The organism is Burkholderia pseudomultivorans, from assembly GCF_902499075.1.
Taxonomy (GTDB): Bacteria; Pseudomonadota; Gammaproteobacteria; order Burkholderiales; family Burkholderiaceae; genus Burkholderia; species Burkholderia pseudomultivorans.
In genome coordinates this window covers 44,002-68,499 of the sequence record NZ_CABVPP010000033.1, presented here as the reverse complement: position 1 = coordinate 68,499, position 24,498 = coordinate 44,002, and the positions used below count along the sequence as shown (strand labels likewise).

The following is a 24,498-nucleotide window of genomic DNA, read 5'->3' as shown; positions in this document are numbered from 1 at the left end:
TTGCACGCCGCACGCGCTTTTTTTAGTATCCGAACCAGCAAACCGACAATAACGGCGCATTGGCGCCCCCATCGAGGAAACGGATGCAAGCCCGCTCGTCAGCGCCTCATTATGTCGTCGCCATCGGGGTGTTAATCGCATGTGCGCTCATGGGGCTTTGCATATTGCAGCTGTTCCAGAGCCGGAACGACGCGCTCGATCGGGCGCGCGAGACTTCACATAACCTGGTGCTGGTCGCCGAACGCGACATCTCCCGCAATTTCGAGCTCTACAACCTTTCGCTCGAAGCGGTCAGTCAGGGGGTTCAGCGCCCGGACGTGATGGCCGCTTCGCCCGCATTGCGCCGCGGCGTGCTGTTCGATCACGCGATGACCGCCCAATACCTGGGCTCGATGCTGGTCCTCGACGCACACGGCAATATCGTTCTCGACTCGCAGAACGATATGCCGCGCAAAGGCAATTTCGCGGATCGCAAGTACTTCACGGTCCACCGCGATCGAGACGATGTCGGGCTTTACATCAGCGATCCATTCGAATCGCGGCTGCGCGGCGGCACGCCGAGCATCGCGCTGACCCGCCGCATCTCGAACCCGGACGGCTCATTCGCCGGCGTCGCGTTGATCGCCATCAACCTCGAGTATTTCCACAAGCTGTTCGCCGGCCTGGCTCTGGGTCCGCACGGATCGATCTCGCTGATCGGCACCGACGGCATCATGGTCATGCGCCAGCCGTACGACACACACACCGTCGGGCGAGACATCAGTCAAGCCGCAACCTTCCGCCGATTCCGCAGCGAGCCCGAAGGCTCCTTTCTCGAGAAATCGTCGATCGATGGCGTGCGTCGTCTGTATTACTTCAAGACCTTGCCGCACCTGCCCTTGATTCTCATGGTCGCCGAAGCCGAACAGGACATTTATGCGGCATGGCGTCGGCGCGCAGTGACCATCGGCGCCCTCGTCGCGACGTTCGGTGCTGCTTTCATCGCGCTTTCCGTATTGCTCGGCGCCCAGCTCCGACGCCGGATGCGGGCCGAGTCCGAACTGATTTTGCTCGCGCGCACCGACGGCCTGACCGGCCTGGACAACCGCCGCAGCTTCGGAGAAGTTCTTGACCGGGAGTGGCGCCGCGCACGTCGCATGCGTTCGGTCTTCTCGTTGCTCTTCGTCGACGTGGATCGCTTCAAGGCCTATAACGACACGTACGGCCATCAAGCCGGCGACGACGCGCTCGCCGCTGTCGCACGCTGCATCGGCGACAGCATCCGTCGGCCGGCGGATGTCGCCGCCCGCTATGGCGGCGAAGAATTCGTCGTGTTGCTGCCCGACACGTCGGAGAACGGTGCGGCAGAGATCGCCGAGCGCATCCGGATCGCCATCAACGAACTGGGCCTCGAGCACGCCGGCAGCGAATATGGCCGCGTCACTGCCAGTATCGGTCTGGCCAGCTGGACACCCGAACACGACGACGATCCCGGGGCGATCATCAAGGCCGCAGACGAGGCGTTGTACTACGCGAAGGCAAGCGGTCGAAACAAGATTTCCAGCGCCCGGCACGCGGCATGAGCGCAAGCCGTTTGCAGGTCGCCATCGCTACTGCAGCTGCGACGTCGTGACCGTGTACGGCGCGATGCCGGCGCTGACGACAGGCAACGACCGCGACGCGATCCTCGATTCAGAACGTGACGGTCCATGCGGGCGGCGCACCCGCGCCGATGCTGCGCGGCGGTGCCGAGCGCGAATCGGGCGCCGGAGCATGACTCAGCACGAACGGCGTGCCGTGCGTGCAGCTGACGCCCGGCTGGTCCGTGCCGGCCCCCGGCTGCGCGGCCGCCGGCGCGATCGTGCAGGTTTCCGGGATCGTCAGACTGACCCGGAGCGGAATCGACGGATCGGCCCGGCACGCGAGCGACCCTGCGCCCAGCACCGCGAGCGCGATCGCGCACCTGATTCGTCCGCAGGCGTTCATCGCTCGACCCTCCTTCGTGCATTCGTCCAGCGTACGCGCGAATTGACGGCACGCCAGCGGAAAACTTGAATGCACGGGCCTGCGATCCGGCCCCGGTTCGCGCCGCAGCGCTGTGCGATGCGAACCGTCCGGCTGGGTCAGCGCGCGGCGGCGAACCCGCCGAAGAACGCCCGCGCGTTCGCGTCGAGGCTTTCGAGGTGATAGCCGCCCTCCTGCACGATCACCGTCGGCAGCCCGAGCGCGCCGATCGCGCCGCCCAGCCGCCCGAAACCGTCGGTCGTCACCGCGACCTGCGACTGCGGATCGTCCTTGTAGATGTCGAAGCCGAGCGCGAGCACCAGCGCATCGGGCTCGAAGCGCGCGAGCGCGCGCAGCGCGTCGTCGAGCCGCTCGAAAAACACCGACTCCGGCGCACCGTGCGGCATCGGCAGGTTCAGGTTGAAGCCGTCGCCCGCGCCGGCGCCCGTCTCCTCCTCGTAGCCCACGACGACCGGATAGAAGTTGGTCGGATCGCCGTGGATCGACACGTACAGCACGTCGTCGCGGCCGTAGAAGATTTCCTGCACGCCCTGGCCGTGATGCATGTCGGTGTCCAGGATCGCAACGCGGCGATGGCGGCCGAGCAGCGCCTGCGCGGCGATCGCCGCGTTGTTCAGGTAGCAGAAGCCGCCGGCCGCATCGCGGCGCGCGTGATGGCCGGGCGGCCGGCACAGCGCATACGCGTCGCGCGCGCCGTCGTTCACGTCCGCCGCCGCCGCAAGCGCGCTCTGCGCGGACCAGTAGGCGGCCCGCCACGTGTTCGCGCCGACCGGGCAGCTGCCGTCGGCGAGATAGCGCGCGGCCTTCGCGAGCACGCCGCGCAGCGGATTCGGGTCGCGCACGAAGATGTTCGACATCACTTCGTCGCCCCAGTCGTCGGGCATCCGCTTCCAGTCGCGATGCGCGTCCTCGAGAAAGCGCAGGTAGTTCATGTCGTGCACGGCCGCGATCGGCGCCGTGCCGCGGTCGGCCGGTTCGCGCACGTCGAAGTCGAGCCCGCGCACGGCCGCGACCAGACGCGCGGCGCGCTCGGGCACTTCCTGCGGCGAGCGCATCTGGCCGCGCGACAGGTAGGTGCGCGGATGGTGCAACAGTTGTTCGGGATGGAAATAGGTTTTCATCGATCGTCCTCGTTCGTGTCGGTGAAGCGCGTCATGCGCTGCGTGCGGCCGCGGCATGCGCCGCGACGCCGGCACGCGCAAGCACCGCATTCAGCAGCACGTTGGTGCCGCGCGTCACGTCGTCGGGCAGCGCGTCCTCGGCCTCGTTGTGCGACAGCCCGTCGACGCACGGAATGAACACCATCGCGGTCGGATAACGGCGCGCGAGCAGGATCGCATCGTGCCCGGCGCCGCTGACGATCCGCTCGTTCGTATAACCGAACGCGGCAGCCGCCTGCGCGACGAGCTCGACGCAGTCGCGATCGAACGGCGTCGCGGGGCTGCGCCAGCAGGTGTCGATCGCGACCTGCACGCCGCGCGCGGCGGCCACGCGCGCGTATGCGTCGCGCAGCTCGCGCTCCATCGCGTCGACTTGCGCATCGTCGTGATGGCGCAGGTCGACGGTGAACGTCACGTCGCCGGCAATCGTGTTGCGCGACGCGTTGCGGATCCCGACCTGCCCGATCGTCGCGAGCCCGCGCGGCGCAAAGCCGGCGACGATCCGTTCGAGTTCGAGCGCCATCTGCGCGCTCGCGAAATAGGCATCCTTGCGGTACGGCATCGGCGTCGTGCCCGCGTGCGCGGCCACGCCCGTCACGCGCACGTCGAGCCAGCGGATCGCCTGCCCGCCCGTGACGACGCCGATCGTCGTGCCGTTCGCTTCGAGCACCGGCCCCTGTTCGATATGCGCTTCGAAATACGCATCCACTGCGCCGCCGGTCGCACGCGTCGCGCGGCAGCCGCACGCGTCGAGCGCCGCGCCGAGCGTGATGCCGTCGGCGTCCTGCTTCGCGAGCGCTTCGTCGAGCGGCAGCGCGCCCGTAAACACCGCCGAGCCGAGCATCGCCGGCGCGAAGCGCGCGCCCTCCTCGTTGGTCCACGACACGATCTCGAGCGGCTTGTCGGTCACGATGCCCGCGTCGTTCAGCGTGCGCACGAGTTCGAGCCCGGCGAGCACGCCATAGACGCCGTCGAACCGGCCGCCTTCGGGCTGCGTGTCGAGATGGCTGCCGATCACGACCGGCGCGGCCTGCGCATCGGCGCCGTCGCGCCGCGCGAACAGGTTGCCGACCGCGTCGACGCCGACCGTCATGCCCGCGTCGCGACACCACTGCGCGAACAGCTCGCGGCCGCGCCGGTCCTCTTCGGTGAGCGCGAGCCGCCGCACGCCGCCGCGCGGCGTCGCGCCGATGCGCGCCATGTCCGTCAGGCTCTGCCACAGGCGGGCGCCGTCGATTTCCAACAGATCTTTCATAGGGACTCCGGATGACTTCGTTCGTTGACACTCAGTGCGAGCCGACCGCTTCGGCGGCCGGCCGCGCGGCGCGGCGCGCGTCGAGCGCGACGATGCACAGCAGCGAGATGCCGGCCAGGCACGTGTAGAACACCGCGAGCGGCCACCACTGGCCCGCGAAGCGATGCGCGAGCCACGTGCCGACCAGCGGCGTCAGGCCGCCCGCGACCGCGCCGCAGATCTGGTATGCGAGCGAGATCGCCGAGTAGCGCACGTGTGCGGGGAATACGCCGCTGACGAAGCCCGCGATCACCGAGTAGAAGCCCGACATGCACACGACCGCGAGCGCGATGCCCGTCACGAGCGACGCGGACGTGCCGCCCTGCACGAGCACGAACATCGGATACGGCGACAGCATCGCGAGCAGCGCCGCGAGCTTCAGGAAGCGCGCACCGCCGATGCGTTCGGCAATCCACGCGGCAATCGGCTGCGCGACGAACTGGATGATCGCGACCGCGAACAGGCTGTCGAGGATCAGCGAACGCGACACGCCGACGTACTGCGTCGTGTACGCGATCATGAACGTGTTGGTGAAATAGACGCCCGCGATCCCGATCGTGTTCGCGCCGATGCACAGCAGCACCAGCCCCCACGCGGAGCGGAACACCTCGGCGACCGGCAGCTTCACCGTGCGGTTCGCTTCCTTCACGCGCGCGAATTCCGGCGACTCGTTCACGCCGAGCCGGATCAGGATGCCGACCACCAGCAGCACCGAGCTGGCCAGAAACGGCAGGCGCCAGCCCCAGGCGAGGAAATCGGCCTTGTCCATCGACGTGACCGCGCGAAATGCGACCAGCGACAGGATCAGCCCGGCCGGGCTGCCGAGCTGCGCGAACGACGCGAAGAACGTGCGGCGCCCTTGCGGCGCGTGCTCGCCGGCCATCAGCACCGCGCCGCCCCACTCGCCGCCGACCGCGATCCCCTGCACGATGCGCAGCGCGACGAGCAGCACCGGCGCGAGCACGCCGACTTTCGAATAATCGGGCAGCAGCCCGACGCAGACGGTCGCGACGCCCATCATCATCAGCGTCGTCATCAGCGCCTTCTTGCGGCCGATGCGGTCGCCGAGATGGCCGAACACGATGCCGCCGAGCGGCCGCGCGAAAAAGCCGACCGCGAAGGTCGCGAACGACGCCATCGTGCTGACGAACGGATCGTGCGACGGGAAATACAGCTCGCCGAACACGAGCGCGGCGGCGGTCGCGTAGATGTAGAAGTCGTACCACTCGATCATCGTGCCGATGAAGGCGGCGGTCGCCGCGCGCGCAGGCTGGCGGGCGGGAGGAAGGGACTGGGTCATGCGTGCTCCTGATGCGCACCGCGTCGAAGCGGCACGCCCTATCGTGATGGCCGGCCGTCTCGTGCGGCCTCGCGCCGCACGATGCGGCGCCCCTCCTTTATCGGCGACCGCAAATCATTAGTCAAATTTCAAGTTATTATTCGCGATATAAATTTTACTAATGCAATGACCCGACGCCTCGCTGCGGAGACCCGATGCGCCCCGACCTCGCCCCCTTCCTGAACGACCGCCTCGACTGGAACCTGCTGCGCACCTATCTGGTGATCATGCAGGAGCGCAGCGTGAGCCGCGCCGCCGCGCGCCTGCACGTGACGCAGCCGGCCGTGAGCCAGGCGCTGCGGCGGCTCGAGGACGCGCTCGAACGCCGGCTGATCGAGCGGCGCGGCGCGCACTTCGCGCCGACGCCGGCCGGCGAAGCCGTGTACCGGATCGCGAGCGACATCTACGGCGGCATCTCGCGCCTCGAAACCGAGCTCGACGACGGCAGCGCCGACCTCACCGGCTCGATTCGCCTGCTGACCGTGAGCCGCATCGAGTCGCCCGTCTACGACGAATTCCTGGCGGATTTCCATCGCGCGTATCCGCGCATCGACCTGCAGATCGACGTGATGCGCTCGTCGGACATCCTGTCGTCGCTGCTGCAGAAGACCGCGACGGCCGGGCTCGGCCTGTGCCGCACGCCGCACGACAAGCTGGAGATGCGCTGCTTCCTGCGCCAGCGCTATGCGATCTATTGCGGCCGCCATCACCGGCTGTTCGGCCAGACGCAGCTGCGGATGGAGGATCTGCTCGCGGAGAACTTCGTGTCGTTCACGAGCGACCAGATCGGCGACAGCCTGTCGCCGCTCACGGTATTTCGCGACCAGAAGGGCTTTACCGGGCGCATCGTCGCGTCGTCGCCGAGCCTCGAGGAAGTGCGGCGGCTGATCTTCGCGGGCTACGGGATCGGCTGCCTGCCCGAGCACATCGTGCGCGACGACATCGCGCAGCAGCGGCTGTGGCGGCTGCCGCCCGACGACGGGCTGGTCGACGTCGACGTGTTCCTGCTGTGGCATCGCGACCGCAAGATGAATGCGGCCGAGCTGGCGTTTCTCGACGCGATGGAGCGCTGCATGCAGCGCTATGCGCTGGCGGAGCGGCTGGGGAAATAGCGGCGCAGGGCGGCGCGGACGCGGCAAGCCGCCTGGGCCGGCCGCATGCCGGCCCGATGCGGGAGGCTCGCCGTCAGTGCTGGGCTTCGCCGCGTTCGAGCGGCAGGATCAGGCGCTCCGGGATGCTGCGACGCGACGCGCGCGCGCCGACGTAATACAGCACGGCTGGCACGACGAGGCCGAGAATCCACGAGATATCGGTGCCGCCGAGCGCATCGACGAGCGGCCCCGTGTAGAGGTGCGTCGACATGAACGGCAGCTGCACGACGATGCCAACCACGTAGATCGCGATCGCCATCGCGTTCCAGCGGCCGTAGCGGCCGTCCGGGTCGGACAGCGCGGGCACGTCGTAGCGCGAGCGCGTGAAGCAGTAGTAGTCGACGAGGTTGATCGCGCTCCACGGCGTGAAGAACGCGAGCAGGAACAGGATGAAGGCCGTGAACTCCTTCAGGAACGAATGCCGGCCGGCGAGCGCGAGCAGCGTCGACACGCAGATCATCCCGAAGATGTAGACCATGCGGCTGCGCGACGACACCGCGCGCTTGCCGCGAAAGCCGCTGACGATCGTCGCCATCGACATGAAGCTGCCGTAGGCGTTGAGCGCCGTCACCGTGACCTTGCCGAACGCGATGCTGAAATACAGCAGCGCGGCCACCGCGCCCGTCGAGCCGAGGCCGACGATGTACGCGACTTCATGGTGCGCGAAGCCGCTGCCGGCCAGCGCCGCTGCGAACACGCCGAACACCATCGCGGCCTGCGCGCCGATCACCGAACCGAGACCGACCGCGAGGAACGTGCCGACCGACGACGTCGAGCGCGGCAGGTAGCGCGAATAGTCGGCGACGTACGGGCCGAACGCGATCTGCCACGACGCGGACAGCGACATCGACAGCAGGAAGCTCGCCAGCGAGAAGTGCCGGTTCGCGAGCAGCGCGCCGATATCGTGGTTCGCGAACAGCTGCGTGAACATGTAGACGAACGCGACGATACCGACCACGCTCGCGATCCGGCCGACGAAGTGGATCGCGCGATAGCCGCACACGGTCAGCACGACGATCACGGCCGCGAACAGCAGGATGCCGGCCGCGTCGTCGATGTGCAGCAGCTGCGCGACGGCCTGCCCGGCCAGCACCGAGCCGCTCGCGGAAAAGCCGATGTACATCAGGCACACGAGCACGATCGGGATCATCGCGCCATAGACGCCGAACTGCACGCGGCTCGAAATCATCTGCGGCAGGCCGAGCTGCGGCCCCTGCGCGCCGTGCAGCGCCATCACCGCGCCGCCGACGAGCTGGCCGAGCAGCAGCGCGACCAGCGACCAGAACACGTCGCCGCCGAGCACGACCGCCAGCGCGCCCGTGACGATCGCCGTGATCTGCATGTTCGCCGACAGCCACAGCGTGAACTGGCTCAGCAAGCCGCCGTGACGCTCGGCGTCGGGGATGAAGTCGATCGAGCGGACCTCGATCAGGCCGCCGGCGTTTCCAGTGGGATTCGTTGACACGGGCAAATCTCCAGATGACTCGGGACGACAAATGGTTCGAACGGGACGGGGAACGTGTCGAGCCGCCGTTTCGGCGCTTCGATGCGGGTCGCCGCGGATCGCCGGCCAGGGCCACGCACGATCTGCACGGTGCGCGCACGCGCGACGCGGGCCGGCATTGCCTGCGCATAATCTTGTATATACAACTTGTCCGATATCAGGAAATACCCGGCTTGCGTCGCTTTTTTGTGCGTGTGGGATCGATCGGTGTACTACACGCAGCGTTATGAAAGGTTGTGCATGGAAAGAGAAAGGTCAGGAGCAGCGTCGTTCGCCGCTCAGACCAGCCGGTCCGACGCGACGACATGCACGCCCGGCCGCGCGTCGAGCGCGGCGTCGAGCAGCGCACGCGCAATTCGTGGCGCGGGATTCACGCGCCACTTCGGCGGCAGCAGCGCGCCCGCGAGGCCCAGTGCGAGCAGCAGCGCGCGTTCGCCGAGCCGGAACTCGTCACGGCTGCCGCCGATCACGCCGGGACGCACGTACGTCAGCGACGTGAACCCGACGTCCGCGAGCGCGCGCTCCACCTCGCCCTTCACGCGGCTGTAGAACACGCGCGACGCCGGATTCGCGCCGAGCGCGGAATTCAGTACGTAGGTCGGCGTGCCGTGCCGATGCGCGAGGCGCGCAACCTCGAGCGGATAGTCGTGATCGACGCGCCGGAACGCCGTCTGCGATCCGGCGGCGCGCATCGTCGTGCCCAGCGTGCAGATCACGGCGTCGGCGCGCCACCAGCCGGCGTCGGCGGGCAACTGCTCGAAGTCGACCGCCACCGCCTGCAGCTTCGGATGCGGCGACAAAGGACGGCGCGCGACGACGACGATGCGCGTCACGCGCGGATCGGCGAGCGCCGCATCGAGGACGTGGCGTCCGACCAGTCCGGTCGCGCCGACCAGCAGCAGTTTCATGTTCGATCGCTCCTTTGCGGGGGCCCGCCGATGTCCGAGGGTCCATCGCCGTAGTGTACGGTCGCGCCGCCTGCTACAAACCGCCCGCCCCTTGCCGCGACACGCTCGGCGCCACGCCCGTCCATCGCTTGTACGCCTGCGAGAACGACGACATGTCGCTGAACCCCAGTTCCTGCGCGATCTCCTTGATCGACAGCCGCCCTTCGGCGACCAGCGCCTGCGCGCGCGCCTTGCGGACCGCGTTCGAGATGTCGCGAAAGCACGCGCCCTCTTCCTGAAGCCGGCGCTTGAGCGTGCGCTCGCTCGTGTTGAGCAGCGCCGCGACATCCTTCAGTTGCGGCGGCCGCTCGAACGCGTGCGTGGCCAGGTATTCGTTGAGGAACGACACGATGTCGACGCGCGTGCGCCTGCGCGACAGCAGCTCGGCGCACATCCGCTCGCACATCGCCGCGGTGGCGGCGTTCGCCTGCGGCAGCGGGCGTTCGAGTTGCGCGTGCTCGAACGTGATCTCGCTCGCCGGCTGTTCGTACCGGACCTTCGTGCCCAGTACCTGCTGACGGCCGCCCGGCTCGGCGCCGTACGCAAGGTCGAAGGTCGCGAGCGCGAAGGCCGGGCCCATCACGTCGCGCAGCACGCGGCAGGTCGCGCCCATCGCGCGCTCGACGAAGAAGCGCTGCAGGTTCGGGGACAATTCCGGCGACGGCTCGAACGCGACCGCGTCGTGCCGCCCGACCCGGCGATAACGCATCCCGACGAACGTATAGGTCAACGCCAGATAGCGGCCGGCCAGCGCGATCGCGTCCCGGCCCGTCGCGCTGCTCATCAGCCCGTAGCCGAGCAATCCGTAGGCCGACAGCTGATAGGACAGCCCGACCTTCAGCCCCACGCCGGCCTCGTTGCCGGTCAGGCTCAGCAGGTTCGACGCGACGGTCAGCTCCTGCGCGGCCAGCACCGTGAAATCCGGGTCGGCGAGCTGCTTCAGCGTGAGCTGCGAGCCCTTGAGCAGCGCGGGCGGCGCAATCGCCCTGCTGCGGCCGAACTCGATCATGAGCAGGACGGAAGCCGGGCTGCGTGCGAAGTTCCAGACGGTCATGAAGCGCCTCGCGATATCCATTGGCCTGGATTCTAAAGCGGTTGGCCCGCGTCAGCATGGATCGCACGACGTCCGCAGAGCATGATGAGGTCATCGCAACCTGCACGGATCGTCCCCGCCATGAAATCCGCTCCGCTTCCCCGTTCGGCGAAAAACCTGCTGCTGGCCCTCGGCGTGTCGAGCGCGCTGCATGCCCCTGCGTTTGCCGACGATGCCGTCTCGCTCCCCTTATCGGATTCCGCCGCCATGCCCAAGACCTACGCCGACCAGCCCGTCTGGCGCGACATGCAGAAATTCCTGCCGCCCGACTTCCAGTGGAACGACAGCCAGTTGCCGCACGAGGAATGGTGGAACTGGCACGGCAACCGCCTCCATCTCGACACGTACCGCAATCCTCAGGCGAAAGTGAAGGTGATCCTGTTCCACGGCGTGGGCACCAACGGGCGGCAGATGTCGATGATCCTCGGCGAGCAGCTCGCGCGTCGCGGCTACGAGACGATCGCGGTCGACATGCCCGAATACGGGATGACCGAAGTCGCCAAGGGTGCGCTGATCCGCTACGACGACTGGGTGCAGGCCGGCAGCGACCTGATCGACGCGGAGCGCGCGAAGGACGACCGGCCGATCGTGCTGTACGGGCTGAGCGCGGGCGGCATGCTCACGTATCACGTGGCTGCGCTGAACGGCAAGGTCACGGGCATCGTCGGGATGACCTTTCTCGATCAGCGCAGCCAGCAGGTGCGCGACGAGACCGCACGCAACCTGTTCATGAGCCGTGTCGGCGGCCCGATGACGAATCTCGCCGCGCACACGCCGCTCGTCAGGTCGATGCGCATCCCGATGACGATGGCCAGCAAGATGTCCGCGCTGGTCAACGACCCGGCTGCGCTGAAGGTGTGGCTGTCCGACCGTACGTCCGCAGGCAACGCGATGACGATGGCCTTTCTGAGTTCCTACATGACGTACCGGCCGGCGGTCGAGCCGGAGGATTTCGCCGTCTGTCCGGTGCTGCTGACGCAGCCGGCCGCCGATCGCTGGACGCCGCTGCATCTGAGCACGCCGTTTCTGCAGCGCATCCGCAAGGAGCCGGTGAAGGTCGTGATGCTCGACAACGCGGGGCACTATCCGCTGGAACAGCCGGGGCTGTCGCAGATGGTCGATGCGATCGACGGGTTTTATCGGGAGGTGACGACGAGCGCGGCCGACACGCGGACGCTGCCGTAGGTTCGTTGCGCGCGGACCGACAAAAAACCCCGCGGGATCGAGGATGCTCGCCGGGTTTGGGGGCGAGGTCGGGTGTGGCTCGACAGGGGGACCGGAACAAAACAAAATTACGAAACGCTTGCATCGCGAGGAGTCTCCAAAACGTCAGGCTGTCATGCCCCCGATATGTCCCCGGCACAAGTTCGTTGGTCCACCATGTGGAATAGACGACACCGTACATCGCCAAACATCGGCAGCCGTCCACCAAGCTTGCTACGCGCCAGATAGTCTTCGCCAACAATCGGACCAGAGAGACTGGCACGATCAGGCACGGAGCGCCTCCGCTTCCTCGTGCGTCGTGGCGCCGCTTTCCTTTTGTTCCCCGTTTGACACTGCCCCGTCGAGAACAAAAAAATCGAAATCGATCAAAACCTATGACCAATTCCGATGACCGCCACCAGCTGACGGTTACTGCTTGAAGCGGTAGCACCATTGATGGCCGCCACCGCCTTCTCGCCGAGCGAGTTCGTCCCCGACGCGCGCTGGAATACCCCGCCGGCATAAATGTCCGTCCGCTTGGAAAAGAAGTAGTCGACCACTGCATTGACCTGCTGGTAGGTAGCCGAATTCACGCCGGATGCGCGCGTGTACGCATAGGCGGCACCCAGCATCAGCACCGGGCTGACGTAATATCTCGCGTTCAGTTCACCAATGTTGAACGACGCCGTTCCCGTGTAACCCGCCGCCACGGCAGGAAGCCCGGCAACGGCCGTCGAGCCCAGATGCATGTAACGCGAGTTGCTAAAAATCGCGGCAACCGTGCCCTTGCCGAAGTTGTACGACGCACCAGCCGCGAACGTTTTTTGCACACCGGCGGAAGCGTATCCCTGGTTGACCGGACTCGTCATGTTGAGTCCCGTGGAGCTCGCTGACGGATTCACGCCGTTGACCGAGAAGTTCGGCCGGTCCGACTGTTGATATCCCATGCCCAGCGTAACCGGACCGCTCAGGTACTGTGCGCCCAACGCCCAAATCTGGCGTTCGCCCGCCGCACCCGCAATACCGCCCATGCTGTACATGGCCATGCCTGTGAAACCCCTGATCTGTGGCGTCGTATAGATGATCGCGTTATTCACACGATATGTGCTGTCGAGGTTATCGAGGTCGGCCGGGTGCGTGCCGAACCCGGCTCCGCTGAATGCGAAACTGCCGCCCGAGGTCATCGGACCGATGAGTTGATAACCCGCCGAGTATTGACGACCGAGCGTCAAGGTGCCCCACGCATCGTGCGTAAGACCCACCTTCGCTTGACGACCAAACAGATCGCCACCTTGACCGAGGGCTCCCGTGTTGGTCGAGAACCCGCCCTCGATCCAGAACAGCGACTTCAGACCGCCTCCCAGATCTTCCGTGCCCTTCAGCCCCCAGCGTGGTGAACCCATCGCGCCACTCGTCAGTGACGTCTGACGCGCACCCTTCGCATTCGTGTTGATGGTCAGCGCGTCATCCACCACACCGAACAGCGTGACGCTGCTTTGTGCGTGAGCGGGAGGAAACAGCACCGACATTGCCGTCAGCGCCACCAGATTCTTTTTCATGGCAGATCTCCAATAGACATTTACGACTATTTATTGAAATATCTGAAGGGGTATGGATTCGCATCCCACCCCCCCTTCGATCATTCATACTTTTTATTAGCATATCTAAATCAAATTCGTAAAACTAACGACCAATTCCTCTACCACGGCAAATTCACCACACCATGGTTCACGTATCGTAATAATCGATTTTCCGCCTCGGGTCCATGCTGCTTAATTCGATTCAGCCATACCATCCAGCGTCGTCGATTTCCGGATGTTTCCGGACTATCTCCGTTGACTCATGTGAGCCCGCGCGACGGCCCCGGCCAGACCCTCCGCATCGAGCTCATAGTGTCGATAGAGATGCGTGGGCGGTGCAATCAAACTGTATTCGTCCTTGATCCCGTGTCGAACCAGACGGGTGCCAAGCCCCTCGTCTGCCAGCACTTCGGCGACTGCCGAGCCCAGTCCACCGATCACGTTGTGCTCCTCGACCGTCATCAACAGCCGGGATCGCGATGCGGCGCGAATGACAGCCTCACGGTCGATCGGCTTGATCGTCGGCATGTCTAAGACTCCTATCGATTTTCCGTTGGCCTCCAGGGCAATCGCTGCATCGAGTGCGGACTTTACAGCCATGCCGCATGCGATCAACGTTACGTCGTGTCCCTGACGATGCTCGATTGCCTTCCCGATTTTGAATTCAATGCCTTCCTGGTAAATCTGCGGATCGCGGCCACGACCGATACGAAAGTAGACAGGTTCCGGCCAATCCACCGAAGCCTTGATTGCGGCTTTGAATTGCGGTGCGTCCGCAGGTGAAATCACGGTTAGCCCCGCGATGGAACGCATCGTTCCGATGTCCTCGGTCGCGTGATGCGACGTACCATAAAAACCAAGTGAAATGCCAGTATGGTGTCCGATCAGACGCACGGGGAGCTTGCAATAGGCAACGTCCATGCGAATCTGCTCGCAGCACAGGAGCCCCAGGAACGACGCGAAGGTTGCGACGAACGGCATCTTGCCCGTGGTAGCGAGACCGGCGGCCGCCGACACCATGTTCTGCTCGGAAATACCGAACTGAATGAAGCGCTCGGGATGGGTGGTCGCGAATTTCCGAAGCCCGTTTGAATACTGCAGATCGGCGGTGCCGGCGACCACGGGATGCCCGTCGTCGACCAGTTCGATCAGCGCATCCGACAGCGCAGTGAGTCCAGGCGTTGTTTCGTTTAGTTGCCGGTACTGCCAGCTATCAGGTGAGAGAAGTTTTACCATGTCGAGAATCCTCAGATAAGCGTTTGCTTGATTTCTTCGATTGCCGCCTGTGCGTCGACGGGAGCCAGATAGCCGAGATGCCAGCCGGGCTCCGTTTCCATGTACGAGACGCCTTTTCCCTTCACTGTGCGCGCGATTACACAGGCCGGCCCCGTACGGGTCGCGTCGGCCTTCAATGCCCGCAAAAGCGCCGTCAGGGCTGCCACGTCATGACCATCGACCTCATGAACCTCCCAGCCGAAAGCACGCCACTTCGCGGCCAGATCTTCGATGCCCATGATCGAATCCACCTCGCCATCCAGCTGGTAGCCGTTGCGATCCACGATCGCGACAAGTTTCGAAAGCTTGTGGTGAGCGGCAAACAATGCGGCCTCCCAAACCTGCCCTTCCTGCATCTCGCCGTCGCCAAGCATCACGAAAGCGTTGAAATCGCGCCCGTCGATTCGGCCGCCTGTGACCATGCCCGCACCATTGGACAATGCGTGGCCAATCGAGCCGGAACTGAAATCGACGCCCGGAACCTTCGTCATGTCCGGATGGTCGCCGAGCGGGTTGCCGAGGCGGGTATAGCCGTTCAGCGTTTCCTTATCGATAAATCCATGGTCTGCAAGAATCGGAAACAATCCGACAGCCGCATGGCCCTTCCCCATCAGAAAGCGATCGCGATCGACCCATCGGGGCTCGCCGGCGCGAATGTTCATCACGTCGTAGTACAAGGCTGCGAATATCTCGGCGGCGGAAAACACGGAACTGTAGTGTCCGACCTTCGCGATTTCGATGAGTCTGATGGTCTCCAGACGGATAAACTTTGCGCGGTCCCTGAGTCTGGCGGTCTCATCGTCGGTCAACATGTATTTGCCGACATCGAGACCACGTTCGGTCTTGTTCGTCATGGTCTCGGCCCTCACGCATGAGCCGGGAGGCGGCCTTTCATCTCCAGGCGCTTCAGCAGCGAGGCATTCGTAGGCGCCGGGAGATGGTCGCGTTCGCGCTTGATCAGCTCGAATGCACGGGCCGTCGCATCGAGCGACTTCCTTACGTCATCGGTGGTCATCGCCGCCGAGACGAACATGTTGTGGTAGGGGTGTACGAGGATGCCGCCCTTCAGAGTCTCCCTGGCCCACGCATAGCCGACACGCAGATCGGGGTCGTCCTCGAACAGGATTTGCGGCATCTGACTTGGCCCCGACTGACGAAGCCGGAAGCCCGCTGCCGACGCCTGTCCCTCAAGCCCGACACGAAACTGCTCACCGATTTCCTGGATATGCTTTAGATAGTCTGTACTTCGAATAATCTTGAGCGTGGCCACTGCGGCGGCCATGGGTACGGCCTGGAACCAGAAGGTGCCCGTCACGTAAATACTGGAAGCCGCCTGGCGCACCTTCTCGCTGCCCAGGACCGCTGACAGCGGGTAGCCGTTAGCGATCGCTTTACCCCAGGCACTCAGGTCCGGTTGCACGCCGAATTCGCCCCACGAGCAATCACGCGACAATCGGAAGCCCGCGCGAACCTCATCGACAATCATCAGTGCGTCGTGTTCGTCGCAAAGCCGACGAACGGCTTGCGCATACGCCTTCGTCGGCAGGAACTGATCGACGAATACCTCATGCCAGAAAGGTGTGGCGATGATGCCCGCGAGATCGCTACCCGCTTTCTTCACCGCCTGGTTGAGGCTTTCGATATCGTCGTAATCGAAGAAAATGACGTTCGCCTGATCCTCGTGCGTCGTGCCCGCGCGCAGTGGCGTGCTCCAGGGCGCACATCCGTGATACGCGCCACGGGCGGCAATGATTTTGTTGCGCCCGCGGTAAGCACGCGCGCACATCATGGCGATCGAAGTCGCATCCGTGCCGTTCTTGCAGAACATCGCCCAGTCGGCATGGCTGATCATGGATACCAACAGTTCCGCTAGCTCGACCATAACCGGTGCCGGCCCCGTTGCCGAGTCGACCTGTACTGTCTGATCCATAGCAGCCTGCTCGATCACGGGATTGCGATACCCGAAGAGATTGGGACCATAGGCACACAGGTAGTCAATGTACTCATTGCCATCCACGTCCCAAAGCCGGGAACCCGATGCACGCTGAAAGTATTGCGGGAACTCCCGGGGCAACATACCCGTCGATTGGTGCCCGTACATACCGCCAGGAATGACGGCTCGTGCCCGCTCCAGAAGAGCCAGGTTTTGCGCGTTCGTCCACATGATGATGTTTCCCCTATGTTCAGTTAAAGGGTGGTCGTTCCCGTCCGGCAAGCTTGTCGAGCGGGAACATGATTTCAATCGATTAATTCTCGTCAATTATAAAAATTTTAGTATTTCTAACTTCTTATTATTCACTAAAACATTCAGATTCAAGTTCGATATTTATCCGATTAGACAGCCGTCAGATCGACCCGCGCAGTGATCGCCGAGTGATTTCAGCGGTCCTCGGTGAAGCGCTTGAGGACGTTCAGCGTGATCCGGGTCGTGAAGTAATCGTTACGTGCCAGCCCCATCACCCAATCACAGGTCGCTCCACAAACAACCTCTCCTTTTCCGCGCGGCATATATACGAGCATCCCGGAACCGTATTGCACTTTCCGCACGGACTCGGGTGACGTATCGCCGTACATGGCCTGCGCCGAGGCGAGCATGTCGGTGTTGCCGAGGTAGTAGCGCCAGCCCTCCTCCGCAAACATCGTCTCGGCCTTGACGGCAGGGGCCATAGCCAGAATCACGACCTCCCGAGGAGCACCATCGCTACCGGTCGGATATGGGAGTCCCTGGCGGAACGTGTAATCCAGTCCGTCGACCTCGTAGCCGAAGATGCGGGCCTTGTCTCCAAACACATCGCCGTACGTTAACTTCGTATCTGCGAATACCCAGTGGTCCGGCCGATAGACTGTAAAGCCTTTCGAGTGATACGGTGCGAAGCCACCCCACCCCCCATAAATCCCTTGGCTCGAGTTGACACCCATGGTTTGAGCCCCCGGGTAGGCAACATGCGGGCTATCCCAGTTCGCAGTCAACAGGTGTTTCTGATCGGTATCGCGCACCGGGTCTTCGCGAAGTGCGCGATCCTTGTAGCAAACCTGCCGATCGCCATTTTCTTCGAGCCGCACCTGCGTAGCGAAGTTGCCACCGAAGCGGGCGACGTTACCGCCTCGATCGACGAACGCATCCACGTGCTTGCGCATTTCATAGGACCAGTATTCGTCGTGCCCGACGATAACCAGCGCCTTGTAGTCGTCGAGAATCCCGGAATGAAAGTGCAGATCATGCTGGGTGATCATGTCGAGGGCAATTCCCTCGCGCTCCGCCCAGCAAAGGAAATGGCGGTCGTAGAACGCCCAGCCTGCGGCCGCATAGAAAAATCCGAAGCCATTGGCGTAACTCCATTCCTTCGTCTGGTAACGGGGAGCGGCAGGACCTTCGGCAGGTGCATCAGTGACAAGACGCGGCGCGTTGTCGGGGAGCCAGACAACACCTCGCGACCAGGGGCGCTGCGTGCTGAGAATTGGCGACCAACGGTTTTGAGTCTCCCCGTCAATGCCGGCATAGTAGTTCGAGCCGCCCCAGTTGTTGTACGCGATCCATGTCGAGGTCGGCAGAACCATCAGAAGCCTGGAAGTTTGGGTGGCCTTGGTCGGCCGGACGACGAAAAAGTGGAATTGAACGTATCGTGTTCCGTCTGATCGCAGGCACGTCGAAATCACTTTGTAGAATCCCGACCGCGTATCAGGAGGAATTGTCCATCGGTGGCTTTCGGGCCAGCCACAACCGATTTTCGAGGCGTCGCGCGGCGTCGGTGCCCACTGACCTTCGAGGTCTTCCCAACGCGCAATCTTCTCCGGCTTCAAACCGTCCCGCACGATTTCCAGCGACCATTGCTTCGCATGCGTACACGTACGAAACAACACGGTCTCACCCGGCGCATACGTCATAGAATCTGTATAGGTGTGGACGTCCGGCCACTCCGGATCGTCGGATGGCGCGTCATACCAGTACCGGTCCCCCCACACGTCGTCCGCCAGCATCGGGAAAGTCCTGGAGCGGCCCAGATTAAACGCCTTGACACTGCGCGGATCGTTGGGGGCGCGGAATCCGAAGCGATTCATCTTCTCGCCATTCGGCAGCAACGTGCTCTTGTCGTTGTCGTCGGTGCAGGTCTTGCCGTTATCGAGCGCGGATTGGTCTTCTTTCATTTCAGATCCGGTAAAAAGTTGCTGGAAAAGCCAATGGAAAGCAGGCTCGGCCGAAGACCGGCCCGGTCGATCAGCTAACGGTATTCCCGTCACTGAACATCTGAAGGTGACACGCAGCGAAGTGGCCAGGCGCGCGCTCCGTCAAAGCCGGTGACTCGGACTTGCAACGATCGAACGCATACGGGCACCTCGCGTGGAAGTGACACCCCGAAGGCGGGTTCATTGGACTCGGAAGATCGCCGTTGAGCACAATTCTCTCGGCCCCAGGCTCACGATCGGGCGCCGCCGACAACAGCGCGTGCGTATAAGGGTGCTGCGGTGAACCGAAGACGGATCCGGCGTCCCCCTGCTCGACAATACGTCCGAAATACATGACGGCGACACGATGGGTCATATGTTCCACAATTGCCAGGTCGTGGCTGATGAAAAGCAGCCCCAGGCCCAGTTCCTTCTGGAGGTCCTGAAGCAGGTTCACGACCTGTGCCTTGACCGAGACATCGAGTGCCGATACGGCCTCGTCGCAGATAATGACCTGCGGCTTCGACGCCAAAGCCCTGGCAATACATATGCGTTGTCGTTGGCCACCAGAAAATTCATGAGGCAATCTGTCCGCAGCGTCGGCAGGAAGGCGTACGAGAGCCAGCAGTTGCTGTACGCGGCTTTCGCATTCGTCCTTCGCTATCCTGGGTTCAAAATTCCGAATCGGCTCCGTGAGATGCTGGCGCACCGTACGCCGAGGATTCAGGCTCGCAAACGGATCCTGAAAGACCACCTGCAAATCGCGACGCAGCGGGCGTAGCTCACGCTCGGAAAGTGTGTCGATCCGGCGGCCGTCGAGCAGAACCTCGCCTTCCGTCAAATCGAAAAGCCGGAGGATTGCGCGACCGACGGTCGATTTGCCGCAGCCGGACTCACCCACCAGCGACAGCGTTTCCCCTTTTGCGACATGCAGCGAAACACCATCGACAGCCATGACCTGAGAACTCACTTGGCCCATCAGGCCGCTGCGCACCGGATAGTATTTCTTAAGATTTCTGACTTCGAGCAAATAGGTCATGTCAGCCGCCACTAGAGGGGGAAGTGACAGGCCACGATATGATGCGTGGCCCTCTCTTCAAGAGCAGGCACCGTCGTTCTGCATACATCCCGCGCATACGCACAACGACTCGCGAACAGACACCCTGGAATCCGCTGTTTGAGATTCGGTACGGTGCCAGGGATTTCCACTAGCCGCCGCAAACCCGAGTTGCGCTTCGGCATCGCATCGAGCAGGCCGCGCGTATACGGATGGAGCGGATGGGCCATCAGATCGCCGACCGGCGCTTCCTCGACCTTGCGCCCCGCGTACATCACCATTGCACGATGGGCGACCTGCTTGACCACCGACAGATCGTGCGTAATCAGAATCACCGCTGCACCAGTGCGATTTTTGAGTTCCTGCATCAGGTCCAGAATCTGGGCCTGAATCGTCACGTCGAGTGCGGTGGTCGGCTCATCGGCGATCAAGAGCTTCGGGTTGCATGCGAGAGCCAGCGCAATCATCACGCGTTGCCGCATGCCGCCCGACAGCTGATGCGGATATTCCAGTGCCCTGCGCTCGGCGGCGGAAATATCCACCATCTTCAGCATTTCTACGGCACGCGCATTAGCCTGCACCTTGTCCAGTTTCTGATGCAGGCGCAGCGATTCCGCAATCTGCGCTCCGACCGTCATCACCGGATTCAGGCTTGTCATCGGCTCCTGGAACACCATGGAGATGCTGTTGCCGCGGATCCCGCGAATGTCGCGCTCGGTCATGGCGAGAAGATCCCGACCCTGGAAGCTGATCCTGCCGGCCGTGCGCACCGATTGCCGTGGCAGCAACTGCAGTATCGACATCGAAGTAACGGATTTTCCGCAGCCGGATTCGCCAACGATTGCCAGCGTCTCCCCTTCGTCGACCGAGAACGAGATATCGTCTACCGCACGGTTGACGCCGTCCGGGGTTTTGAAATGCACCCGGAGATTTTCTATTTCGAGTAGCGCCATCGCTCAGGATTCCTTTATCATTCTCGGGTCGAGCCAGTCTCTTAGACCATCTCCGAGCAGATTGATGGAAAGCACGGTCAGAGATAGAAATACGGCAGGGAAGAAAATGATGTACGGCTTCGCCTGCCAGAGCGCACGCCCCCCGGCCATGATATTTCCCCACGAGGGGGTGGTCGGCGGAACGCCCGCACCGATGAATGACAGAACCGCCTCTATTACCATCGCCGCCGCACAGATATAGCTCGCCTGGACGATAACCGGAGCCACTGTATTGGGCAGGATATGCCGGATAATGATTTTCGTTGTCGATGTGCCGGTGGTTACTGCGGCCTCCACGAACGGCTGCCCCCGCAGAGACAGCACTACACCCCGGACAAGGCGCGCAACGCGAGGAATTTCCGAAACCGTGATGGCAAACACCACGTTGGCTATCCCGCCCCGGGCGAGCGCCATCAGCGCAATAGCCAACAGAATCGGAGGGATCGACATCAAGGCGTCCATCGCGCGCATGACGATGCCATCAGCCCATCGGTTGAAGCCTGCGAAAAGGCCGACGATCATGCCCAGGACCACGGATAGACCGGCCACCGAAAATCCAATGACAAGCGATACGCGGGTTCCGTAGATGACGCGCGAATACACGTCGCGCCCGAGCATATCGGTGCCGAACCAGTGCTCTGCACTCGGCACGCGCGTTCGCTGAACGGGCGAGATGGTCGTGGGGTCGACCGTGCCGATCAAGGGCGCGAAAATCGCGGACAAGATCAGGAGTCCGAGAATCAGCACGCCAATGACCATGATCGGGTGGCGCCTTATCCAACCCCATGTTCCTCGACGGCGAACGGCGGGCGGAAATAGCTCTTCACCGGCCTCGCTCTCGAGCAATGTCAGATGCAGGGATCGCATGTTCAATATCTGATCCGTGGGTCAAGAATGGTGTAGGAGATATCGATCAACAGATTAATGATCATGTAAATGAAACTAAAGAGAAGGACGACGCCCTGAATAATCGGATAGTCGCGGCGCAGAATGGCGTCCACTGTCAGACGTCCGATTCCCGGAATAGCAAAAACACTTTCCGTTACCACGGCCCCTCCGATCAGACTGGCGATGCCGAGGCCCACGACGGTCGTGATGGGAATGGCCGCATTCTTCAGCGCATGCACGAAGAGAATGCGAGCGGCTCCCACGCCTTTTGCCCGTGCCGTTCTCACGCAATCATGCCGCATTGCTTCGAGCATCGACGCTCGCGTAATCCGCGCAACGAGGGCGATGTATCCGAAACTCAACGTCAACGCCGGCAGAATCAAATGCTTGAGCCACCGCCAAACGCCGTCGCGGAGCGGGGCGTAACCCTGAACCGGCAGCCACTGCATGTGCAGTGAAAGAACGAATGCAAGTAGATAGCCAATCACGAATACGGGGATGGAAAATCCGGCGACGGCAAACCCCATGATCATCCGATCAAACCATGACCCGACCCGCCAGGCCGAGAGCACGCCCAAAGGAATGGCGACAATCAGGGTCAGGGTAAGCGTCAGCAACAACAGCGATACCGTGGCACCCGCGCGCTGCGCAATCATGTCGGACACGGGCATCGACGCGAACATGGAGGTGCCGAGATCTGCGTGCAACACCCGCCAAGCCCAGTCACCGAACTGAACCAGAAATGGGCGATCGAGGCCCAATGAGGCCCGAATTCGTTCGAGATCCTCTGCTGTTGCCTGGTCACCTGCAATGATGCTGGCGGGGTCGCCCGGCGCCAGATACAACAGGCTGAAAATGAATATGCCGACAAACACCATGACCGGCACAGTAGCAATGAATCTCCGTAACGCGTACCGAAGCATCGTTAGCCTCTATCTAATGGTGGGTGACCTCGACTGCCCGCCCGGTCAAACACTCGACGCGGAACTCAACGCAGCGCGTCAGCCCTTCCTGACGTTGTAGAACTGCGGGAACCCCTCGGGAATACCCGTGATGTTCCTGCGATGCGCCGCCATCGTAAACGCCAAGCCCGTAGGCAGATACGGCACGCTCATGAACGCCTCCATTTGCAGATCGCGACACAGGCGTTGCTGTTCCGTCGGGTCCGTGGCCCCCATGTACTTGCCGAGCAATTCCTGGTATTTCGGCATATTCGGCCAGCCGAAGGTGCCTTTCGCCGGCCCCGGCCCCTGTGCGTATGTATGCAGGATCGGATTCGACGTGATCATGCCCGGCACCGCATTCGCGTGAATACACCAACCGCCCTTGCTGACCGGGGCCTTGGATGCAATACGTTGCAGCACCGTGCCCCAGTCCAACGATTGATAGTCGACATTCATGCCGATCTTGCGCAGGTAGTCGACCGCAACCTCGCTGATGGCATTTGCGCGCGCAAGGTCGGTCGGAACTAGCATGACAACCTTTTCTCCCTTGTAGCCAGCGGCAGCAAGCGCTTGCCTGACCTGCGAGATTGGGCGCGGATGCAGGACGGCCTCCATGCCTGCGTCGCTCGCAGACGAGGAATTCGGCAGGAAGAAACCGACCGGAGCGCGCCAGCGATTGCGATCCTCCCCCATCGCCGCCAGCATGTAATCGGTTTGCACAATACCGCTGAGCACCGCTCGACGAATCGCCGGATTATCGAAGGGGGGATTCAAATGATTCATGCGCAGCATTGTCATCCAGCCCCCCTTGTCATAGACATTCAGGATGACGTTGCTATTGGATTTCATGACTGGCAGGAGATCCGGGGTGGGCTCTTCCCACCAGTCCATTTCGCCCGACTGGATAGCCGCTGCCGCGGTCGCCGGATCGGGGATCGTATGCCACTCGACCCGATCCAGATAGGCAATCTTCGGTCCGGAGCTAAACGAAGATTGCCCCTCGCGTGGCACATATCCGTCAAATTTCTGATAGACGGCGAGCGAGCCCGGCACACGCTCTTTGGCCATGAATCGAAATGGACCCGAGCCCACCATTTCAGTAACCTGCGTGGATGGCGGAGTCGCTGCCAAACGGGCGGGCATGATCGGCAAGAAGGCACTGGGCTTGCCCAAAATAGTGGGCAACGCGCGGAAGCTACTCTTGAAGCTGAAGCGAATGGTTTTATCGTTGACCGACACCAGTTCGTTCAGTTGCGCATGCATCTGTTGACCCAGCACGTCGGTCTTAGCCCAGCGCTCGATACTGGCCACCACGTCGCGCGCCAGCACCGGGGTCTTGTCGTGGAACATCAATTTGTCGCGCAGCGTCAGCGTCCACGTCTTGCCATCGTCGGCCATTTGATGGCCGGCCAGCATCTGGAACTGGACGCGGAACGCGCTATCGAGACCGTACAGCGAATCGAAGACCATCATCCCGTGGTTGCGCGTAACCTGACCAGTCGTTTGAACCGGGTCCAGGAGCACGAGATCTGCCTGAGGGATGAACCTGAGCGTCTTTTTCTGGGCTTGCCCCAAGACCAGACTGGGCGCGCCTAAAGCTGCCGTGGACCCAACGACTGCTGCTGCGCCTGCCTTGAGAACGTCTCTGCGTTTCATGCGATGTGTCTCCGCCAAAGTGATGTCTTGTTGTGACGACGTCTTGCCCAGCGTGCTAGGGAACAATTATTTACGATAAATATCGATTAAAGCATAAGGAAAAACCCTAGCGCCGCCGCTCCATTACACCGTAAATCCGCGTTTTTTCGGAAAACTATCGCCGCGCACACGACAAGACCACCTTCCACCACACCGCACATAACAGATATTTATCCATTTTCAAGGTGTATGCATCTGCGTCATCGTG

20 protein-coding genes are annotated in these 24,498 nt (G+C 62.7%); 3 read left to right on the top strand and 17 right to left on the bottom strand.

Annotation, left to right across the window (positions count from 1 at the left end; translation table 11 throughout):
• The first annotated feature begins 83 nt into the window (after nt 1-83).
• Complete coding sequence (locus BST28156_RS20960; protein ID WP_060241700.1) at nt 84-1,562, top strand: sensor domain-containing diguanylate cyclase; 1,479 nt, start codon at nt 84-86, stop codon at nt 1,560-1,562.
• 109 nt (nt 1,563-1,671) lie between these two features.
• Here the strand turns inward: BST28156_RS20960 and BST28156_RS20955 are convergent, their stop codons facing one another.
• The 4 genes from BST28156_RS20955 to BST28156_RS20940 form a co-directional block, all read right to left on the bottom strand.
• Complete coding sequence (locus BST28156_RS20955) at nt 1,672-1,965, bottom strand: hypothetical protein (RefSeq protein WP_174903293.1); 294 nt, start codon at nt 1,963-1,965, stop codon at nt 1,672-1,674.
• Nucleotides 1,966-2,102: 137 nt separating this feature from the next.
• Nucleotides 2,103-3,125 (bottom strand): histone deacetylase family protein, encoded by a 1,023-nt coding sequence (locus tag BST28156_RS20950; RefSeq protein WP_174903292.1) that lies wholly within the window; start codon nt 3,123-3,125, stop codon nt 2,103-2,105.
• A 31-nt stretch (nt 3,126-3,156) separates the two neighbouring features.
• A complete protein-coding gene (locus BST28156_RS20945; protein WP_174903291.1) occupies nt 3,157-4,419 on the bottom strand; it encodes a Zn-dependent hydrolase in 1,263 nt (420 codons plus the stop codon).
• 31 nt (nt 4,420-4,450) lie between these two features.
• The gene (locus BST28156_RS20940) at nt 4,451-5,758 is read right to left on the bottom strand and encodes an MFS transporter (protein ID WP_060241692.1); all 1,308 of its coding nucleotides are present in this window, start codon (nt 5,756-5,758) and stop codon (nt 4,451-4,453) included.
• 194 nt (nt 5,759-5,952) lie between these two features.
• On the opposite strand from BST28156_RS20940, the gene BST28156_RS20935 reads away from it, so the two are divergent.
• On the top strand, nt 5,953-6,909 hold the full coding sequence (locus BST28156_RS20935; RefSeq protein WP_174903290.1) for a LysR family transcriptional regulator: 957 nt from the start codon (nt 5,953-5,955) through the stop codon (nt 6,907-6,909).
• 73 nt (nt 6,910-6,982) lie between these two features.
• Here the strand turns inward: BST28156_RS20935 and BST28156_RS20930 are convergent, their stop codons facing one another.
• The 3 genes from BST28156_RS20930 to BST28156_RS20920 form a co-directional block, all read right to left on the bottom strand.
• The gene (locus BST28156_RS20930) at nt 6,983-8,413 is read right to left on the bottom strand and encodes a purine-cytosine permease family protein (RefSeq protein ID WP_174903289.1); all 1,431 of its coding nucleotides are present in this window, start codon (nt 8,411-8,413) and stop codon (nt 6,983-6,985) included.
• 317 nt (nt 8,414-8,730) lie between these two features.
• Nucleotides 8,731-9,360, bottom strand: a complete 630-nt coding sequence (locus BST28156_RS20925; protein ID WP_174903288.1) for an NAD(P)H-binding protein — start codon at nt 9,358-9,360, stop codon at nt 8,731-8,733.
• Between the two features lie 73 nt (nt 9,361-9,433).
• On the bottom strand, nt 9,434-10,453 hold the full coding sequence (locus tag BST28156_RS20920; protein WP_174903287.1) for an AraC family transcriptional regulator: 1,020 nt from the start codon (nt 10,451-10,453) through the stop codon (nt 9,434-9,436).
• A 246-nt stretch (nt 10,454-10,699) separates the two neighbouring features.
• On the opposite strand from BST28156_RS20920, the gene BST28156_RS20915 reads away from it, so the two are divergent.
• The gene (locus BST28156_RS20915) at nt 10,700-11,677 is read left to right on the top strand and encodes an alpha/beta hydrolase (protein ID WP_174903286.1); all 978 of its coding nucleotides are present in this window, start codon (nt 10,700-10,702) and stop codon (nt 11,675-11,677) included.
• A gap of 404 nt (nt 11,678-12,081) precedes the next feature.
• Here the strand turns inward: BST28156_RS20915 and BST28156_RS20910 are convergent, their stop codons facing one another.
• The 10 genes from BST28156_RS20910 to BST28156_RS20865 all read right to left on the bottom strand — a co-directional run bounded on the left by BST28156_RS20910 (nt 12,082) and on the right by BST28156_RS20865 (nt 24,251).
• A complete protein-coding gene (locus BST28156_RS20910; RefSeq protein ID WP_174903285.1) occupies nt 12,082-13,254 on the bottom strand; it encodes a porin in 1,173 nt (390 codons plus the stop codon).
• Nucleotides 13,255-13,521: 267 nt separating this feature from the next.
• On the bottom strand, nt 13,522-14,511 hold the full coding sequence (locus tag BST28156_RS20905) for a transketolase family protein (protein ID WP_174903284.1): 990 nt from the start codon (nt 14,509-14,511) through the stop codon (nt 13,522-13,524).
• 11 nt (nt 14,512-14,522) lie between these two features.
• Nucleotides 14,523-15,362, bottom strand: a complete 840-nt coding sequence (locus BST28156_RS20900) for a transketolase (protein ID WP_174903302.1) — start codon at nt 15,360-15,362, stop codon at nt 14,523-14,525.
• 53 nt (nt 15,363-15,415) lie between these two features.
• Nucleotides 15,416-16,714 (bottom strand): aminotransferase class III-fold pyridoxal phosphate-dependent enzyme, encoded by a 1,299-nt coding sequence (locus BST28156_RS20895; protein WP_208456432.1) that lies wholly within the window; start codon nt 16,712-16,714, stop codon nt 15,416-15,418.
• Nucleotides 16,715-16,929: 215 nt separating this feature from the next.
• Nucleotides 16,930-18,696 (bottom strand): N,N-dimethylformamidase beta subunit family domain-containing protein, encoded by a 1,767-nt coding sequence (locus BST28156_RS20890; protein WP_208456431.1) that lies wholly within the window; start codon nt 18,694-18,696, stop codon nt 16,930-16,932.
• A gap of 70 nt (nt 18,697-18,766) precedes the next feature.
• Complete coding sequence (locus BST28156_RS20885; protein ID WP_174903283.1) at nt 18,767-19,753, bottom strand: ABC transporter ATP-binding protein; 987 nt, start codon at nt 19,751-19,753, stop codon at nt 18,767-18,769.
• Nucleotides 19,754-19,764: 11 nt separating this feature from the next.
• Nucleotides 19,765-20,724, bottom strand: coding sequence for an ABC transporter ATP-binding protein (locus BST28156_RS20880; RefSeq protein ID WP_174903282.1), 960 nt, complete (start codon nt 20,722-20,724; stop codon nt 19,765-19,767).
• 3 nt (nt 20,725-20,727) lie between these two features.
• Nucleotides 20,728-21,630: an ABC transporter permease gene (locus BST28156_RS20875; RefSeq protein WP_174903281.1), complete on the bottom strand. Its 903-nt coding sequence runs from the start codon at nt 21,628-21,630 to the stop codon at nt 20,728-20,730.
• Between the two features lie 2 nt (nt 21,631-21,632).
• Nucleotides 21,633-22,574, bottom strand: a complete 942-nt coding sequence (locus BST28156_RS20870; protein WP_174903280.1) for an ABC transporter permease — start codon at nt 22,572-22,574, stop codon at nt 21,633-21,635.
• 78 nt (nt 22,575-22,652) lie between these two features.
• Entirely contained in the window at nt 22,653-24,251 is a 1,599-nt protein-coding gene (locus tag BST28156_RS20865) for an ABC transporter substrate-binding protein (protein WP_174903279.1), read from the bottom strand.
• Nucleotides 24,252-24,498 lie beyond the last annotated feature (247 nt).